Source organism: Chengkuizengella marina, from assembly GCF_009910845.1.
Lineage (GTDB): Bacteria > Bacillota > Bacilli > Paenibacillales > KCTC-33759 > Chengkuizengella > Chengkuizengella marina.
The window spans coordinates 23,944-43,852 of record NZ_SIJB01000033.1 but is presented as its reverse complement, the minus strand read 5'-3'; the positions used below and the strand labels follow the sequence as shown (position 1 = coordinate 43,852).

General features: G+C 34.7%; 14 protein-coding genes. All 14 read left to right on the top strand.

All coding sequences use genetic code 11. From position 1 onward, the window contains the following. Window positions 1-287 precede the first annotated feature (287 nt). The 14 genes from spoIIID (at window position 288) to ERL59_RS16750 (ending at window position 19,567) form a co-directional block, all read left to right on the top strand. Entirely contained in the window at window positions 288-560 is a 273-nt protein-coding gene (gene spoIIID / locus ERL59_RS16815) for a sporulation transcriptional regulator SpoIIID (protein WP_160647403.1), read from the top strand. A gap of 179 nt (window positions 561-739) precedes the next feature. After that, a complete protein-coding gene (gene mreB / locus ERL59_RS16810; RefSeq protein ID WP_160647402.1) occupies window positions 740-1,741 on the top strand; it encodes a rod shape-determining protein MreB in 1,002 nt (333 codons plus the stop codon). A 27-nt stretch (window positions 1,742-1,768) separates the two neighbouring features. Further along, window positions 1,769-2,701: a flagellar hook-basal body protein gene (locus tag ERL59_RS16805; protein WP_160647414.1), complete on the top strand. Its 933-nt coding sequence runs from the start codon at window positions 1,769-1,771 to the stop codon at window positions 2,699-2,701. A gap of 17 nt (window positions 2,702-2,718) precedes the next feature. Continuing rightward, on the top strand, window positions 2,719-3,585 hold the full coding sequence (locus tag ERL59_RS16800) for a flagellar hook-basal body protein (RefSeq protein ID WP_160647401.1): 867 nt from the start codon (window positions 2,719-2,721) through the stop codon (window positions 3,583-3,585). A gap of 195 nt (window positions 3,586-3,780) precedes the next feature. Beyond that, complete coding sequence (locus ERL59_RS16795) at window positions 3,781-4,020, top strand: DNA-directed RNA polymerase subunit beta (protein WP_160647400.1); 240 nt, start codon at window positions 3,781-3,783, stop codon at window positions 4,018-4,020. Window positions 4,021-4,106: 86 nt separating this feature from the next. Further along, on the top strand, window positions 4,107-4,631 hold the full coding sequence (locus ERL59_RS16790) for a CDP-alcohol phosphatidyltransferase family protein (protein WP_160647399.1): 525 nt from the start codon (window positions 4,107-4,109) through the stop codon (window positions 4,629-4,631). A 190-nt stretch (window positions 4,632-4,821) separates the two neighbouring features. After that, window positions 4,822-5,277 (top strand): 3-hydroxyacyl-ACP dehydratase FabZ, encoded by a 456-nt coding sequence (gene fabZ, locus ERL59_RS16785; protein WP_160647398.1) that lies wholly within the window; start codon window positions 4,822-4,824, stop codon window positions 5,275-5,277. Further along, entirely contained in the window at window positions 5,274-7,001 is a 1,728-nt protein-coding gene (locus ERL59_RS16780; RefSeq protein ID WP_160647397.1) for a phospho-sugar mutase, read from the top strand. The genes fabZ and ERL59_RS16780 overlap by 4 nt, the downstream gene beginning before the upstream one ends. A 17-nt stretch (window positions 7,002-7,018) precedes the next feature. Further along, window positions 7,019-9,031, top strand: a complete 2,013-nt coding sequence (locus ERL59_RS16775) for a DUF5693 family protein (RefSeq protein ID WP_160647396.1) — start codon at window positions 7,019-7,021, stop codon at window positions 9,029-9,031. Beyond that, complete coding sequence (gene csaB, locus ERL59_RS16770) at window positions 9,007-10,182, top strand: polysaccharide pyruvyl transferase CsaB (protein WP_160647395.1); 1,176 nt, start codon at window positions 9,007-9,009, stop codon at window positions 10,180-10,182. Before ERL59_RS16775 ends, csaB begins: the two co-directional genes overlap by 25 nt. Next, window positions 10,183-10,944, top strand: a complete 762-nt coding sequence (locus tag ERL59_RS16765; protein ID WP_160647394.1) for a WecB/TagA/CpsF family glycosyltransferase — start codon at window positions 10,183-10,185, stop codon at window positions 10,942-10,944. It begins immediately after the preceding gene. A 43-nt stretch (window positions 10,945-10,987) separates the two neighbouring features. Continuing rightward, window positions 10,988-12,088: a glycosyltransferase family 4 protein gene (locus tag ERL59_RS16760; protein WP_160647393.1), complete on the top strand. Its 1,101-nt coding sequence runs from the start codon at window positions 10,988-10,990 to the stop codon at window positions 12,086-12,088. 244 nt (window positions 12,089-12,332) lie between these two features. After that, the gene (locus ERL59_RS16755; protein WP_160647392.1) at window positions 12,333-16,394 is read left to right on the top strand and encodes an S-layer homology domain-containing protein; all 4,062 of its coding nucleotides are present in this window, start codon (window positions 12,333-12,335) and stop codon (window positions 16,392-16,394) included. A 350-nt stretch (window positions 16,395-16,744) separates the two neighbouring features. Then, window positions 16,745-19,567 carry an Ig-like domain-containing protein gene (locus tag ERL59_RS16750; protein ID WP_160647391.1) on the top strand — a complete coding sequence of 941 codons (2,823 nt, stop codon included), beginning with the start codon at window positions 16,745-16,747 and terminating at the stop codon, window positions 19,565-19,567. Window positions 19,568-19,909: the final 342 nt, after the last annotated feature.

Genomic DNA, 19,909 nt, shown 5'->3' with positions numbered 1-19,909 from the left:
GAGGAACTTTAAAAAACCTAATTTCCATGAATGAATTGTAAATCCCATTTTAATAAATGGGATTTTTTTTATTGAATAAATTTAATTTTAATTCATTAAGTATTGATTTATTTCCCAGCTGAAAATTTTTTAAATATTTTTGTTAAAACCTCCTGTATTGTTTAACTTCAGCACTAAAATGATCCTGTTTTGTAAATTTAACAGCTTGTCAAGCTTGTATTCAAAGAATATCTAAGTTATCCCCTCATATAATGTACCAAACTAGTTCGAGTAGGGAGGCGAGGGGAGTGCACGATTACATCAAGGAGCGAACCATTAAAATTGGTCGTTGCATTGTGGAAACCAAGAAAACGGTTCGTACGATAGCTAAGGAATTTGGAGTTTCAAAAAGTACGGTGCACAAGGATTTGACAGAAAGACTGCCCGAAATTAACCCGGATTTGGCCAACCAAGTAAAAGAAATTTTAGAGTATCACAAATCAGTTCGTCATTTAAGAGGAGGTGAAGCGACTAAGATCAAATACAAAAAGAACAAAACAAAGTCCGCCTCAACTTCTTAGAAAATTACGCAATTATAAAAAAGTTTATTAAAAATGAGAAATATGCAGGAATTATATGGATCTATATCGAAAAAAATAAATAATAATTCAAAACAATGATTGTATTTTCCGATATATCTAAAAAGTGTAATTTTTATTATAAATCTTTGAACTAATTCTATAGGGGGAAAAAACTATCTATGTTCAATAAAGATATCGGTATAGATCTAGGAACTGCAAATGTTCTCATTCATGTTAAGGGGCGTGGCGTTGTTTTAAATGAGCCTTCTGTAGTCGCGGTAGAAAGTGAAACGAAAAAAGTAATTGAAGTGGGGGAGCCTGCCAGAAAAATGGTAGGTAGAACCCCAGGTAATATTATTGCTATTCGACCATTAAAAGATGGTGTCATCGCTGATTTTGAAATTACTGAGGTGATGCTCAAAGGTTTTATTTCACGAATCGGAGGAAGGAAATGGTATAGTCACCCTCGGATTTTAATTTGTGCGCCAACCAACATTACTTCTGTTGAACAAAAAGCCATTAGAGAAGCAGCACAACGTAGCGGGGCTAAGGATGTTTTTCTTGAGGAAGAGCCAAAAGCAGCAGCTATTGGTGCTGGTATGGATATTTTTCAACCTAGTGGAAATATGGTAGTGGATATTGGGGGAGGAACAACAGACATTGCTGTACTATCTATGGGAGATGTCGTTGCTTCTTCTTCTCTTAAAATAGCAGGGGACAAACTGGATACTGCGATCATGAAGTATGTAAAGGATAAATATAAAATATTGATTGGGGAACGTACTGCAGAAGATGTGAAAGTGAAAATTGGTACGCTAGATCTTGAGCGAAGTAACGAGGAAATGGATATTCGTGGCAGGGACTTAGTGAGTGGATTGCCTCTGACAGTAACCATCACCGCCAAAGAAGTCAGAGAAGCCTTGTGGGATCCCATTACATCTGTCGTTCTTTCTGCTAAAAATGTTTTGGAAAAAACACCACCTGAATTAGCCGCCGACATTATTGATCGAGGTATTATTTTAACTGGTGGTGGTGCTATGCTTCATGGATTAGATATTTTAATGGCAGAAGAGTTAAAAGTGCCAGTATTAATTGCGGATGATCCAATGGGATGTGTAGTTAAAGGAACAGGTATCATGCTGGACAACCTTGACAAAATGTCAAAAAGAAAATTAGGATAACATAAATGATGACAGGAGCTATAGTATATGATTAAAGGACTATACACAGCAACCGCGGGTATGCTTACACAACAGAAAAGACATGATACGATTACGAATAATGTTTCTAATATAAACACACCAGGGTTTAAAGAAGCTGTGCCGATCTCCCGCTCTTTTCCAGAGCTTTATATTTCAATGATTCAAAAAGGCTCATCAAATGAAATCGGCAGTTTTCATTCAGGCGTTATGATCGAAGAAACGGTGAATGTCTTTACCCCTGGACAAATTATTGAAACAAAAAATGCCGAGGATTTAATGATAAGTTCAAACCTTCAACCTGTTGATGAAGATGGAAATCCACATACGGATGAAAATGGGGATTTAATTGAAATTCAGTTTGATGCCTTTGGTAAAGGGTTAACTCCTGATGGCATAGAGGTTTATCAGCCAGAAGTTTTTTTTACATTATGGAACGCTGATGAGCAGCCAAGATACATACAGAATGTGAAGTTATTTATTAATGATCAAAAACAGTTGATGACTGAAGAGGGTTTTTTATTTTTAGGTCAGGATGGACAACCGATCACATTATTTGATGATGATCTTTCTGTCCAGCAAATTCAAATACAAAAAAATGGTCAGTTGTTATATAATGGGGAAGAGGTAACAGATATTGTGGGACAACCAATCACTTTACTTCTTTCTAAGGTTAACAATCCGCACCACATGGCTCGTGAAGGAAATGGTGTTTACACAATAATAAATGATGAGAAAGCTGCTGTTACAAATTTAGATGGTTTAGAAGATCAATCGATTGAAGTTTTACAAGGCTATATTGAAGGATCAAATGTAGATGCAGCTCAGTCTATGGTTGATTTAACCAGTGCAATGAGAATATATGAAGCAAACCAGCAAGTGATTAAGATGTTAGATGACACGCTTAGTAAAACGGTAAATGAGATCGGACGAGTGCAGTAATCTACAGAGGTGAAATAATGAATAAATCCATGATCAACGCCATGGTTTCCATGCAAAATCTACAGCAAAAATTGAATATTCAATCCCATAATATTGCAAATATAAATACGACAGGATATAAAAAATTAGAAGCCTCATTTCAAGACCTGTTAACAACTAGAGTTAACCAAGTGAATGATTTTAGTTTAGAAGGTAGAAAATCCTCCTTGGGTGTGCAAGAGGGAGTAGGAATTAGAATGTCTAATCCTTATCTTAGAACAGAACAAGGAACGATGGCCAATACAAACATATCAACCGATTTGGCAATCCATGGTGATGGTTTTTTTGAAGTTGGGACGTTGGATGGTGAAGATCGTTTGTTTACTCGTAATGGTTCATTCCAATTAGTACCGTCTTCAGATAACTTAGATGAGTTATATTTAGCAACAAGCGGGGGGCAGGTAGTGAAAAATAATGAAAATGAGCCTATTTCTATTCCTGTAAATCATGAATTGACCATTGACGATATGGGGAATGTTTTTGCATATAATAAATCTAATCCTGGTGAAGCACCCCTAGAATTGGGACAGTTAAAAATTGTTCGTATTTTATCTCCACAGTACCTTCAGCCAATGGGCAACAGTTTATATACACTGAGCGAGGATAAATTGACGGACCCTAGTTTAGTTCAAGAAATGGATTTAAACGCAAATAGCGATTTCACTGCAAATCCTGATGATAAAGTTAATATACAAATACTTCAAGGATTCTTGGAGCAATCAAATGTAAATTTATCGGAAGAAATGACAGAAATGATGGTTACACAGAGAGCATTTCAGTTAACTTCCAAAGCATATAGTAATGCTGAGACGATGATGAAATTAGCAGCAAATCTAAGATCATAGGTGCTCATGTAGCTTTATCTACACTGTGCTCCTGCTAATTCAGGTTGATGTAATCTTCTCAGTGCTGAAAACTGAACTTTTTGAACTATTATTTTAATAAAATAATTAAATATAACAATAGGGAGTTGAGAATCCGTTCATGGACGTAATCATGTTATAAAATTGATTATGTTACATATATAAACGGCAAAAGCTATGGATACAAATGCAAATGCAACAAAAACAGCTAAAAAAAAGAAAAAAGCTTCATCAACTAAACCGGCAAATTCAACTTTAAAAATTTTAAGATTTTTTCTTGTTCCTGTTTTATGCATCATTGCCCTCTATGTTGGTGTTTTAATTGGATATGTTGCACTTGGTGGTGAATCAGCCTCCGATGTTTTGAATGTGCAAACATGGAAGCATTTAATTGATTTGATTTTTGCAGACCGATAACATAAAAAAATAATTAACTCCCTTTTGGGAGTTTTCTTTTCTTCTATTGCTCGGTATAATGAATAGGGATGGTAGGAGGGATTTAAATGAATCTTCCTAATTTGATTACGTTGTTTCGTTTTACTCTCATTCCAGTCTACTTAATTTTATTTTTTAGTGGTAAAATGATGATAGCCTTTATTGTTGTTGTGGCTGCCATTTTAAGTGATATTTTAGATGGGTACATTGCTCGTAAAAGAGAAATGGTAACTGAGGTTGGGATCATGCTTGATCCATTGGCAGATAAGCTAATGATGATTACTGTATTCATTTCTCTTTTGTATGAACAGCTCATCCCCTGGCAAGCAGCCATAGCCATATTTTTAAGGGATATCGGAATGGTAATCGGCGGTTTTTTCTATCACTTTCAAGGCAAAAAAACCGTACCCGCAAATGTGATGGGGAAGCTGACAACGATTTTATACTACTCCGCCATTTTTTTTATAGTACTCAATTTGAAATTTTCAGTATCATTTCTTTGGATCGTCATCATTTTTTCTTTTATAACTTCAATTATTTACATATTTCAGTTTAAGTCACTAAATCAGAATATACCCAAGAAAGTCAATTAAGATAGGTACAAGATTTATAAACCAGTAAATAAAGAGCATATTTACAATCGCATTTAGCTGCGCTTTATAAATATGCTCAAATTATATCAACCTTCACTACTGCAGATCGTGAAGGGGATCATTTCTAGTTTCACATTTCTGAGCACTTTTTATACATGGACTAGACTTAATAATGGAGGGCAATATTACTATGTTAGATATCAATCAAATTCAACAAATCATACCTCATCGTTATCCATTTCTATTAGTGGATCGTATTTTAGAGGTGGATGAAGGTAAAAAAGCAGTCGGAATTAAAAATGTCACGATGAATGAACCTTTCTTTGAAGGTCATTTTCCTGACTATCCAGTTATGCCAGGTGTATTAATTACTGAAGCGTTAGCTCAAGTAGGTGCCGTAGCCATTTTGAAAATGGAACAAAATCAAGGCAAAATCGGATTTTTAGCAGGTTTAGATAAATTTCGTTTTCGTGGTCAAGTAACACCAGGAGATACACTTCGTCTTGAAGTAGAAATTATACGTGCTAAAGGAAGTATTGGTAAAGGGAAAGCGATCGCTTCCGTAGATGGAAAAACCGTTGCTGAAGGCGAGATTATGTTTGCGATCTCAGATCCTGAACCAGCTGACGGAGGAGACAACGCATGAGTTCAGATCAAGAATTAGAAATCAAGGCCATTGAAAATTATAGATCTTGGTTGCAGGATCCATTGATTACAGAAGAGACTAAACAGGAATTACGAAGTATTGAAAATGATCCAAAGGAAATTGAAGATCGTTTCTATAAAGATTTAGAATTTGGTACAGGTGGTTTAAGAGGTGTCATTGGAGCCGGTACGAATCGTATGAATATTTATACTGTAGGTAAAGCTACACAAGGACTAGCTCAATTCATTCTTGAGTCGCAAAATGCTAATGAAAAATCTGCAGTGATCGCTTATGATTCTAGACATCAATCTCCAGAATTTGCTTTAGAAGCTGCACTTGTATTAGCAGGCAACGGCATTAAAGCTTATTTGTATGAGTCTTTACGTACAACACCGGAGTTGTCCTTTGCCGTACGTGAATTAAAGGCGACTGCAGGAATTGTGATTACAGCAAGTCATAATCCTCCAGAATATAACGGATATAAATCGTATGGGTCTGATGGAGGACAGCTAGTACCAGATGATGCCAAAAAAGTCATTCAACACATCCGTCAAATTGATTCTCTTGATCAGGTAAAGAAGAGCTCACAAGAAGAGGCTGAGAAGACTAATTTACTAGTTATGATTGGCAAAGAAATGGATGAGAAATTTATTCATGCTATTACTTCAATGAGTTTAAATACCAATACCATTAAACAAATGTCTGAACCACTGAAGGTCGTTTATACGCCCTTACATGGTACGGGTAATATTCCAGTAAGAAAATCATTAAAACAAATTGGTATTACGGAAGTACACGTTGTGAAAGAACAAGAAAATCCTGATCCAAACTTTTCCACTGTAAAATTCCCGAATCCAGAAGAAAAAGATGCATTTACATTAGCGATACAAAAAGCAGATGAGATTCAAGCAGATATTATTGTGGGGACCGATCCAGATTGTGATCGTATGGGTGCGGTTGTGAAAAACAAACAAGGTTCATATGAAGTGTTGACGGGAAATCAAACAGGTGCAATCATTTTAAATTACCTATTAAGTAATTTAAAACAGCAAGGTAAACTCCCAGATAACGGTGTGTTGATTAAAACGATTGTTACAAGTGAATTAGGGGAGAAAATTGCAAGCCATTTCGGACTAAAAACATTAAATACTTTAACTGGGTTTAAATACATAGGTGAGAAAATGACTCAGTTTGAAAAAACGGGCGAGGCAACTTATGTGTTTGGTTATGAGGAAAGTTATGGATATTTAGCAGGCACACATGCACGTGATAAAGATGCAGTTGTAGCATCCATGTTGATTTGTGAAGCAGCGGCTTATTATAAATCTCAAGGGAAAACACTTTATGATGTTCTTCTAGAAATTTATAAACAATTTGGTACATTTCTAGAGGTGTTACATTCCAGGACGTTAAAAGGAAAAGCCGGGATGGAGCAGATTCAAACGATTATGAATGATTGGCGAACAAATGCACCACAGCAACTGAATCATACTTCTGTAACGGAAGTTTTAGATTACGCTAAAGGGTTAGACGATTTACCGAAAGAAAATGTATTGAAATATAAATTAGCAGATGGGTCTTGGTTTTGTTTAAGGCCTTCTGGAACAGAGCCCAAAATCAAAGTGTATGTTGCAGTAAACAGACAATCCAAAGAAGAAGCACAGGTCCTTTTAGAACAGTTGTCAGAAGTCATCATGAATAAGGTTGACCAAAATAAGGGTTAGAAAGGGAGATGAACTCATTGCTAAAAACACTTACAGACTTGAACCCTTTCATGAAAAAAGCACTTTGGATTCTTGTGGTGATCGGTATGATTGCTTCAGTTCCATTGGGAATGGTCCGATTTGCAGCAGAAAATACATCTGATCAAGTAGAAATTGTTCTAGATTACAAAGACATATTACAAATTGCAGAATACGAACCTAACCCACAAAGTTTTATTGAAGAGCAATTAATCAAGATCAAAGAAGCAGGTATTACTTCACTAGCAGTGTTTGAAAGCAATTTAGAAGACTTAGAATCGAGTGGTCGAGTAGAGTTGTTTTCTTCTTACGAAGCATCATTAATTGAAGGGGTTCAACCAGACCCAAATGAAAATTTCACTTATGTTTTATTTCCAGATATAGTGACAGACATTAAAATACGCCCAATTATTGAACAAGCTTTTAGGCAGTTAGATATTAAAGTGCGTGATTGGAACCTTCTTGATCAAACGGGTTTGATCATTGAATCTTCAAAAGTGACTGCAATCATTGAACCGATGGATCCGGATCCAATGGTCATGGATCAGCTCATCAAAGCAGGATTTCAAATTGTAGTACGTATATCGGATAATCGACCTTATGATCCAGTACATATGGAAAAAATGATGGACCAGTTTAGCAAACAGGGTGTGTTCAGAATTATTTTTACAGGAAGTGCGGTGACTGGTTATGAGGAAGAAGCAAACCAAGGTTCACTAACACATATGTCTGAACTTATGAACAAGCACTACATAGGATTTGCAATAAACGAGTTTTCTGCTAAAGAAAAAGGATTGAATGAATTAGCTTATTTAACGGATTATAACGTCGTACGCCTTCATTCGATCTTAGATGCAGAATCCTCCGTGTTATCTCCAACTAAAATATCTGATCGACTGGTATTAGCAGTCACTGATCGAAATATCCGGATGATTTATTTAAATGTGGATATTCTTAAAGATGAGTTGAAAGCGGAAGTTACCAATTCATTAGGCAATATTTATGATAGTTTGACAGGACCTGATGGAGCGATTCAACGTATTCAAAACGAAGGTTTTCAAATTGGTATCGCAGGACCATTTGTATATGAAAATGAAGACTGGCAAAGATTCGCAAAACTTATTTTGTGGGTTGGAGCGGTTGCACTGATAGCATTAATGATAGCAAGGTTTGTACCTACCTTACTTACACCTATATTTGTAATTGGCATGATCGGTTCTGCTGGATTATTTGTTTTAAACTCATCTCTTTTATTACAGACAGCAGCGCTAGGTGCAGCAATTTCAGCACCAACTTTAGGCATTATTACCGTCATACAACAACTAAGAAAAGAGTCTTTGCAGGTCGTTTCACCCATTAAATCAACGATTTTGTTATTTGTAATGGCTACAGGGATATCCCTTATTGGAGTATTTTATGTAGTTGGATTACTGAATGCTGCCACTTATATGCTCGTTTTAGAGCAATTTAGAGGAGTAAGCGTGCTTCACCTTGCACCTATCTTTTTGGCTTTCGTATATTATGCTTTTTACGGAAAAGAAGGTGGATTAAGAAATATTTTTAAACAAGTGAAAAATGTATTCATGATGGACTTAAAAGTCGGTTATGTAATTATTGCAGCATTCATCGCGGGAACAGCCTTTTATTACTTAACTAGAACTGGAAATGCTGGACAAGTTTCTTCCATCGAATTAGTTTTCAGATATTTTCTAGAAAATGTACTTGGCGTTAGACCACGATTAAAAGAATTTGGCTTAGGTCATCCCATGTTATTGTTAGGTTTATATTTTGCTTTAAAATATAGAAAAGGGTTGTTTTTAATCATTATTGGAGTCATAGGTCAATTATCGATTGTGGATACTTTTGCTCATTTGCATACGCCTATGATGATTTCAGGAATTCGTGTTTTATACGGTGTAATTTTTGGGGTAATGATCGGTTTACTATTAATTATCATTTGGGAAATTCTTGTAAGGAGTTGGAAAAAGTGGGGTCCTCTGTTAGAAGATTAGTCATCTCAGGATATTATGGATTTAACAATAGTGGGGACGAAGCGGTATTATGTTCCATTTTAGCAGCCTTAAGAGACCAAACAGTTCAAACTAACGTTAAAATTGAACCGATTGTATTGTCTGCTAATCCAGTTCAGACAACCCAAATGTATGGTGTACAGGCTGTACATCGCATGAAATTGAACGAAGTTTTTAGTGCAATTCGAAAAAGCGATGGGTTGATTAGTGGTGGAGGAAGTTTACTTCAAGATGTCACAAGTAACAAAACAATTCCTTATTATTTGGGGATTCTCAAATTGGCGCAATGGTTAGGAAAATCAACCTTTATTTATGCTCAAGGGATTGGCCCTATCCAAAAGCCACTTTTTCATAAATGGGTCAAGAAGGTTTTCGAACGTTGTCAGTATATTTCTGTTCGGGATACTGCATCCTTAGCGCTTTTAAAGAAAATGGGCTTAAAGAACCATTTGCAAGTCGATCAAGTACCAGATCCAGTTATGGGAATGTCAGAGGGAGTTCCCTCAAAATATTCAAACGATGTGAAACAAGCAGAAGAACAAGAAAAAATCAAAGTTTTATCCAACGATAAACAGAAAAAAGTGATTGGCGTATCTGTCCGTTTTTGGAATGAGGATCGATCAGAATTAAATAAAATAGCAAAGGCTCTCAAATTACTTCGTGAAAAAGAAAGTGTAATTATCAAAATGCTTCCCTTTCATATGCCTCATGATCAGGAAGCTTCCCTTTATATTATTCAGCAAATGGGGTTGTCTGATAAGGAACTTCCTCAAGATATCCAATTTTCTAATGAAGATAACCCTATAGAGATGCTCAAAGAGGTAAGCACGTGTGATGTGTTGATCGGAATGAGATTACACTCATTAATCTATGCAGCGAATAATTACGTTCCTATGGTTGGTATTTCTTACGACCCAAAGATTGATCGATTTTTAGAACAGATGCAAATGACACCTGTGGGTAGTACAACCAGGTTGGATGAACATCAAATCGTTGATAATGTATACAAGCTTATGGTAGAATATGATGATTGGTTATTAACAAAACAAGCTCTAATTAACAATTTAAAGGAGATGTCCCAAAAACCAGCGCAACATATCGGCAACTTCTACGTATATAAAGATGGTGAGTAAATGGATAAAACTCAAACTAAATTCCCTACTTTATCAATGTATGGAATTGACGTTTCCAAAATGAATATGCAAGAAACCGTTCAGTATTTAACAGAAGCCATACAACAAAAAAGAACACATCAAATCATTACAGCAAACCCAATTATGATTATGGCTGCTTTAAATAATGCAACGTTTGCAAAAGCAATGCAAAGTGCAGAGTTGGTCGTACCTGACGGAACAGGACTAGTATGGGCTGCAAATTATGTGGGTCAGCCTGTGAAGGAAAGAGTACCGGGGTTTGACTTAATGTTTGAATTGTTAAAAGTTGCAAACGAAAAACAATGGAAAGTGTATTTGTTAGGTACAACGACTGAAGTAATTCAGGAAAGTTCAGAGAAGTTGAAAGCCCAATTTCCTAAAGTTCGTTTCGTAGGTGCTCGTGACGGGTTCTTTTCGGAAAATGAAGATATGCAAGTAGTTGAGGAAATTCGCAAGCTTTCACCTGATCTCTTATTTGTTGCTAGATCGGTTTCTACACAGGAGCCTTGGATATATAAATATAAACATCAACTAGATATTCCTGTGATGATGGGCGTAGGTGGAACTTTTGATGTTATTGCTGGCAAGCTTAAACGTGCACCTAAATGGATGCAGAAGCTTAGGCTAGAATGGTTTTATCGTTTGTTGCAGCAGCCTTCCCGTTATAAAAGGATGCTAGATTTACCTAAATTTGTTTTTAGAGTGAGAAAAGATAGAGATATAATTACACAAAAAAGGTAGACTCTCTTATTTGGATAAGGGAGAGAGGAGGAAAGACCAACCTATGGTTTATATTTTTGTAACAGCCTTCGTCATAGCCATCATTTTATCCTTTGTCATGACACCGTTTGTTAGAAAGTTTGCAATTTTGGTTGGAGCTGTAGATCAACCCAATCACCGAAAGGTACATACATCCTTAATGCCACGTTTAGGTGGATTGGCTATATATATTGCTTTTGTGATGACTTTAGGGATCATGCTGCCTATTTTGATGAAAATAGGTGTAAATATACAGTTTAATGCTGTTTTTGCAATTTTAATTGGAGGCTCCATCATCGTTTTACTTGGAGCTTTAGATGACAGAGTTGAAATATCTCCAAAGGTAAAGCTGCTAGGACAAATCATTGCAGCTTGTATTGTTGTGTTTGTTTTTGATTTAAAAGTATCATTTCTTACGTTGCCGTTTGGGGAAGCGTATAACATTAACGGCTGGTTCAGTACTTTTATCACCTTATTTTGGATTATTGGTGTAACAAATGCAATTAATTTAATTGATGGATTAGATGGTTTAGCCGCAGGGGTTTCAGCGATTGCCACAGCTACGTTATTAGTGTTAGCGATCATGATGGGGAACGTCACTGTTATCATCTTAAGCTGTTTATTGTTAGGCAGTATTTTAGGGTTTTTATATTTCAATTTTCATCCGGCAAAAATTTTTATGGGGGATTCAGGATCGTTATTTTTAGGCTTTGCGTTAGCTACCTTATCAATATTAGGTTTTAAGCAAGCAGCGATCGTATCCTTAATTGTCCCAATCATAATATTAGGTGTACCGATATCTGATACCTTTTTTGCAATCGTACGAAGAATTGTGAAAAAAGAACCAATCTCTATGGCAGATAAAAGTCACCTGCATCACTGTTTGCTGCAAATTGGTTTAACACATCGTCAAACCGTACTTGCTATCTATGGTATCGCGATTACATTTGGTTTTAGTGCCATCATTTTATCACAAGCAAGTTTATGGATTCTTATATTAACCGCAGTCGTATCCATTTTGTTAATCATGGCTGCACAGAAATTAGGACTCATACAAAAAAGAGAAAAAACGGTGTTTCGTTCTGTTGTGAATATGACCACTCAACTCCTCGGATTAAAATCATAGAGAGGAAGTTTATCAGTGTAGAACGTTAACATTAAATTAGAAATTTAATTTTAAAAGGGTACAGGTTTTGGCTTTTACCAAGCCATCACCTGTGTCTTTTTTTATTTAGGCCATTCTACTATGATTTTAGTTATTTTTTACTATTTTCACTAAATTTCTTACCTATTTTTACCGATATACATAATATCAATGTGTTTAAACACATATAAATTGTACGAGCTACTTAAAAGGAGAGAGAAGTCAGATGAAATCATTCAAACGTTCGTTAAGTATTGTCATAATTTTTGCCATGTTCATTTCTTTGCTTCCACCGCTTGGAAGTACTTCTTATGCGGCAGTTAACTTGGAGATTCAAGGGTTCCCAACATCAGATGAAAGACCATCCAACCCTTATTCAACGATACAAGAATTAATAGAACTAAGAGTAGGTTATACACAAATAGATGATTCGGATTTATCTGATTTATATTATGTCATTGAAGAAGTAAATACAGGTGTTTTTAAAGAAGTGAAGAATAATCAACCTGAAAAAGATGGTGCGGGATTTGTTAAATTTAGCGATATTCAATTATACGAGGGTTTAAATAAAATCATTGTTAAATTGGATTCAGGAACAAACCCACAATCATTACCAGCATGGATAAATTACACGGAGATCACTACCGTAAATGAGTTGACGATAGATGAGAGACAGTTCATTAACGGCATGATTGTGCCTTTAGAGAATCCAGCTTCTAATGACAAAACAATTTTTATTGAAGGGATTGCACCAAACGCTACTTCACTATTTGGTTATACCACGTTAGATCCCCTAGGTGTATATGCTAGCTTTTTCCGTTCAGGGACAGGTCAATTTTCATTTTCAGCAGGAGAAGATGAAAATGAAGATTTACATTTAAGACCTGGAGATAATGAATTAAAGATACTTGCTTCAAGTGCAGATACAACATATAACACAAAAAGAACGTTTGTTTATAATAATGGAGATAACTTCGTATATAACACTGAGGTATCTGAAGCAACAAATCTAAATGAACCGACAGAATCGATGTTATTCAAACAACCAACCTTTAGCGCAAGTGACAGTGCAGATACATATACAATTGATTTTATAACAGACGTAAAAATAAACAGAAATGAATCTAATCCAACACATGATAAATTAAAGATTGAAATAGACGGGATAGATGAAACCTATGAAGTGACTTTTAATATTGATGAAAGTACTCCAGCATATAGTTATACTATGGATGCAGGTATTACTAATGTCCCAATACCAGCTGAAGATATAGAAATTGAAGACGAATATTATTTAATCAAAAATATAGAAATTGAAGGTATATCTATTAATCACGCAGAAAATGAACAAACATTAACAGCTACATTTCTTCCAAGTCAGACTGGATATTCTCAAAGTACTCATGACTTCGTTTTTTATTTTATAAACGAAACTCAGCCTTTTGTAAAAGAAGTATATGAAACCATTTCATCTACAAAATTATTTAGCGGAATTGAAATCACTGTTTTAACGGAATCTCTTCTATTAGATGTTGTGACTGAAAAAGACGCAGATGGCGTGAAGGTATATAGTGTAGATTCCTTTGGGCAAGAAATATTATTAACTAGTTCTTCGACAGTATCTCAAAATACTGATAATGACCCTGAAACAATTATATATACAGTAAACTTGGACAAGGATGATTTACCTGAAGGTAGAAGTAATATAAAATTCGTTCCATATCAAGAAGATGGTTTAGGAGTTCAAACTGACTTTGAAGTAGGTTCCAAGGAGTTTGAAATCAATTATAATCCATCTCCTTACGTATACTTAACGAATATATCTAAAGCACAAGATTTTACTTCACTTGATGAGCCAAGTGGGATTGATTTAGACGGTGATCCGATTACAGGTCCAATTTTTCAAATCAAACCCGTGAATATTCCAGAAAGTCAGTGGGGAGATATTAGAATTGTATTTAATGATCATGTAGATAAAATAAGGGAAATTGATGAACATCATGTTAGTGGTAAATTTGAAGAGTTCCGTTTTTATTTTGGATCAGAGGATAAAACAGATGATGATGCAGATATAGATGATAATTTACGTGAGGATTGGCAGCTGCAAAATGGACTAAATGAATTACTGATAGAGGTATATCCTGAAGGCACTTTGAGTGAAACTGATCCAGATGTTGATCCGGGTACTGACCCAGGGTTAACAGAACCGATTACTACATTTAAATATGAGATGTTTTATTATACTTCTGAATTGCCTGAAGTTTTATTATTAGAAGTAGATGAAGATTTCCTAGATGATTATAACTATGTTCAAGAAAGCAACTATCGTTATTACACACAAGAAACAAAGTTTCAATTTAAAAGCTCAGTTGCCAGTGCAAATGAAGTTGAGTTTAGATTTAGTGGTATAAATGAAGAAGGAGAATATGAGCAGCATAGAGAGTTATACTTATGGGATGATAACAATTTTGAGAGAATGTCAGAAAGTGCTTATGAGGCAAAGTACGGTACTGAGCAAGAATTAGGGTATAAATATGTGGACTTGATTGATGAAGATGGCGTGAGTGAAGATTCTATTCCTCTTGGTTCTTCAAGTGGCTGGGCTACGTTTTCCTCAGAAATACTAGATCTAGAAGGAACGGGAACCTTTGCTGTTGAAGTGATTGCAAGAAACGATAATGGTTTAATAAATACAAGAACGATTGAAATTGGAAGAGATCCAGCTACTTTTGTAGTTCATTATCCAACTATTGATCCTGTAACCAAAACAGGATTTGTCAATGGAAATTATACAAGAATCTATGTAGAAGCTGAAAATGCAGATAAAATTATTTATGATAAGAAAAAAGAAGTGACAAAAACAGAAGTGATTGAGTTAGATGGTGAAGATTATGATTTATTCGTTTTTGAAATTAATGATTTGAAAAATGGAGATAATAAAATCAAGTTTACTGTCGTTAGAGGTACACAGGAAGATGAAGCTGAAATTATGTTAATAAATGCAGATACTCCTGTACCTGGGGCAGAACACAAAGAAAGTATCTCTAAACGAAAAATTGATGCATTTGATAAATCCATTGAGTTATCTTTTCCTAAAGGCACTATCTTGCTTCAAAATGAAGCAAGAGGAGTACAAGCTTTATCTCCAACTAGAGATATTGTATTAGCTATTGCTGATCCAGATGATGGAAGGGTAAATAAAGTATTACATCCATTCTTTGGAGAGGACTCCAAATTTAATAATGTAGATGATAACTTTGTTAGAATATTTGAAGATCCTGCGGAAAGGTTTAGAACCATTAGTAACTTATATTGGATTGATGGGGGAATCGTTTCTTCCATTGAAGATCAACAAGAAATATTGTATGGTAGTGGGATATATCCATATGAAGATGGACAAGAATTTTATGATCGTGATGCCTCAGAAATAGATGAGCAATATGTTCCATCCAATCCAGGAGAATTAACACTCAAGTATGATCCCAATGTAGTACAGTCTGCATGGAGATATGTAACAGTATTTCATTATGGTTATAATGTTGATTATTTAGATAATGAGTCATACGAGTGGGTTAATATTGGAGGTGTTGTTGATCAAAAGAAAAACACAATTACAGTACCTTTTACTGAATTTGGGTATTATGTAGTGATGTACATGAACGAATCTTTTGACGATGTCATTGGACACCCTTGGGCTAAGAATTATTTAGATACTCTATATTCAAAAGGCATAATGAACAATAGAGCATCAAGCAATCAGTTATTTGAGCCTGATGAACCGATCAGTAGAGGAGAGTTCACTTCTTTAATTGTAAAAGCATTTGATTTACCTCTAAACTATGAAGGAGACCGAACGTTTGCAGATGTAAAGAGAAGAACCTCATCTTCAGATGGATTATATGAATATAAATATATTGAAACTGCAGCAAGAGCTGGAATTGTTAGAGGTAAAATTGATGATCAATTTTTACCAGATTTAAATCTAACACGTGAAGACGCAGCTACAATTATCGCCAGAGCAGCTAATTTACGGTTAGACTCCAATGAAAGCAAAATAAATTCTTCTTTAAGTAAAGTGTTTATTGATGCTGAAGATATTAACAACTATGCAAGGGCTTCTGTTTTGGGTGTTTATAAAGAAGAAATCATTCAAGGCAAACAAGTCATTTCAGATTCTAATGCGAAAGAAACATTTTATTTCGATCCACAAGCAAATATGACTCGTGCGGAAGCCGCAGCCATTGTTATGCGCATCTTATTAAACGAGAAGAAGGTACCGAATTTATAAACAGATTACAATATATATTGTTCCAAAAAGCAAAGCACTTATTCATAGTGCTTTGTTTTTTTGCATTTCAATTTATAAATATTTATACAAAAAGAATAAGAGACAATATTAGTTCAGCAAGTTTTTTCTTTATTTTATTCACTTTTTGGTTAATTTACTGGAAAATCTTTATCAATGACTTTATGAATATTTTAAGATATACTGGTTTCTGTAGTTGGTTGATAGAAGACAATACACTAGAGTTGATAGATTGTACAGTACACGACAATATATCAATGTGTATTCGTATCAATCCTTTTTCTACTTACTCAATTTTTTAGCTCACACTCTGGAAAGGGGGTGCATCGTGAATGAGGATAACGAGCTCACATGATTTAGTGTCACATGACAGTAAATTGAATAACCAAACAAAAAAACAACATCCAGGAGGAGACATAAAGGTTATGAAAAAAAGTTTATCTTTATTAGTTGCAATCGCAATGGTGTTCTCAATGTTCGCATCTGTGGTTTCAGCTGAAGAAATGACAACGGAAGACAAGTTTTATGATTTAAAAGAAAAAGGTATTTTTGATGGATATTTAGATGGTTTGCCACATCTTGAAGACAACATGACTCGTGAGCAAGCTGCAAAAATTATTGCTTTAGTATTTGGACTTGACATTGATGAATCAGCAGAGTCTACATTTTCTGATGTAGCTTCTGATCGTTGGTCAACTAAATATATCGAAGCATCTGTAGAAGTTGGAATTATCGAAGGTATGGGCGATGGTACTTTTGCTCCTAAAGCAAACGTAACTATCGAAGAATTCGCTAAAATGTTAGCTGTAGGTTACGCTGACCTTACGAATGTTGAACTTGATGAAGAAGCAACAGTAGACAACGAAAACGTTAGTGAATGGGCACAACATTATATTGCAGCTGCATTAGACTTAGGTTTAATCGCTGAATATGAAGACTACACAATTGATGCAGACCGTACTTTCTTAGTAGATTCTGCTTACACAACTTATGCTAATGTAGTTGAAATCACTACTGAATTAAATGTAGTATCTGTATCAGCAGATAATTTACGTGAAATGGTAATTAAGTATAGCATTGCTTTAGACGAAGAAACAGCTGAAGATACAAGCAACTATGATCTTTCTGATTCTGCTGATGTATTAAAAGCAGTATTACAAGAAGATGGTAAAACAGTAGTATTAACAGTTGGTGATGTTGAAAACCAAACAACTTATACGCTTGAAATTGACGATGTAATGAGTGCTAGTGGTAAAACATTAGTAAATTACTCTACTGATATCAAAGTATTTGACGCAGATTTACCAGTAGTTGAGAAAATTGAATTTACAGGTCCTAAATCTTTTGTAGTAACATTTAACGAACCAATGCAATCAGCTGAAAAAGGGAATGTAACTGTAAAAGAAGGTTCTAGAAGTTTAGCTGTTAAGAGTGCAGTTATTGATGCTAATAACGAACGTGAAGTAAACGTAGAACTTCATTCAAAATTAGAAGATGCAACTGATTATGAAATCACAATTTCTAATGTAAAAGACTATGCAGGTTATGTAAATGTAAGTTACAAAGAAGTTTTCACTTATGAAAAAAATACTACACCTCCAACAGCTTCAATCGTTGATGCTGATCAACAAGTAATTGAAGTTAAGTTTGACAAGCCAGTTAGTGGTTTAACAGTAGATCATTTCTTCCACACTTATACTTCTTGGGAAGCAGCAGGAATCTTTACTGATTCAGCATTAACTAAAGATGCTACAGGTGAAAAAGTAACAACTGTATTTGTACAATTTGATGAAGATCATGCTTTACCATCTGGTGATGTTGAGTTTACAATCTTAGGTAAACATGGTGACGATGAAATTACTGATAACTGGGGTAACGTATTTGAAGAAACAACATATGTGTTAAATGTTGTTGCAGATCGCGAAGCTCCAACTGTAACAGATGTAGAAGTTGTTTCTGGTACTGAAATTAAAGTAACTTTTAGTGAAGCAATTGCTAACTTAGAAGATGGAACTTATACTTTATTAGATGAAGATGGCGAAGAGTTAGATGTTAAAATCACTGTAACTCCTGCAACTGATAAAGAATCTGTAACATTAACAGTAGATAAAAGCTTAGAAGGTGAAACAGTAACTTTAGAAATTTCTGATCTTGTAGACAACACTTTATACGAGAATGAAATGGAAAAATACTCTGAAGAATTAACATTTAGTGATTCTACGTTCTCTGGAATCAATCGTGTAGAATTAGTTGAAAGAGAGAGCGAAAATGACTTACTTTATGTTATTTATAACGAAGAAGTAACTGATTCTGCAATTGATGCTGATAACTATCGTTACCAAACTGGTGAAGATGAGATCAAGAAATTCAAAGGTGAATTTGATTTCTTCTACAATGAAAAAACAGTAAGAATTGAACTTCATGAAGATGATAATGTTAAGATTGGTTCAGACGTTATAGTATCTAAAATTGAAGATGTAAATGGAAATAGCCTTGATGAGTTCCAAGCTTCAAAAGAGGTAAGTAAACAACTAGGTGCTAATGCAACAGAAGTTAAAGCGATTAGTAAAAGTGAGATTGCAGTTCAATTTGATCAAGAACTTACTGAAGTAGATGAAGCAGATTTCACATTAACTAATGGCGAAGTTACTGGTACTTTCAGTGGAGTTGAAATTGAGTATAATGAAGAGGGTACTTTAGTTACTTTAACTCTTGATGATGCAAGTCAATTAACAGTAACTAACCCAGAAATTACTCTTAACCTTGAAGAAACTGGATCTACAGTTAATGCTTTTGGTAAAGATGCTGTAGAATTTAATGGTATGGAAATCAAAGATGGAATTGCTCCTGAGTTAGTTGAAAATGCAGTAACAGTACCAGATAAAAATACAATTAAAATCGAATTTACTGAAGATATGAATACTACTGAACTATATAAAGGATTCTTCGAAGTAAATGGTGATGCTCCATCTCAAGTAAGTATTGTTGATGGTAATTTCATTCAATTGACAGTTACTGAAGATCTTGTAGAAGGTGAAGAATTAGAAATTACAATTGAAGAGGAAAAACTAGCAGATATTTCTAATAACTTCTTTGCAGGTGAAGATTTAACTGTAGATGCAATTGATTTATTAGACAATAATACACCACAATAAGAATAAGATTTAATTAACAAGAAGGTCCCATGTTTAACATGGGGCTTTTTTTATCACTTGAAGGAAAAAAATTTAAAAATAAATATTGTACAACTTAAGAAGGAATGATGAATTCTTCCAAGGGTGATTTTTTAAATTGTTGGACAATTTTTTTAACAAAATACTTATTTTTTATTTAGTATCGCAACTTTTTTAAAACTTATGCGTTTAACTACTAGTATGTTAATTTTATTACATAGATTTAAATAGAATAATTCACCAAAAAATAACTTTACGACAAGGCACCACCCATGTATAATGTTTAGAGTGGTTAAACTTGTCTAGTAATTATTTACTAGTTTC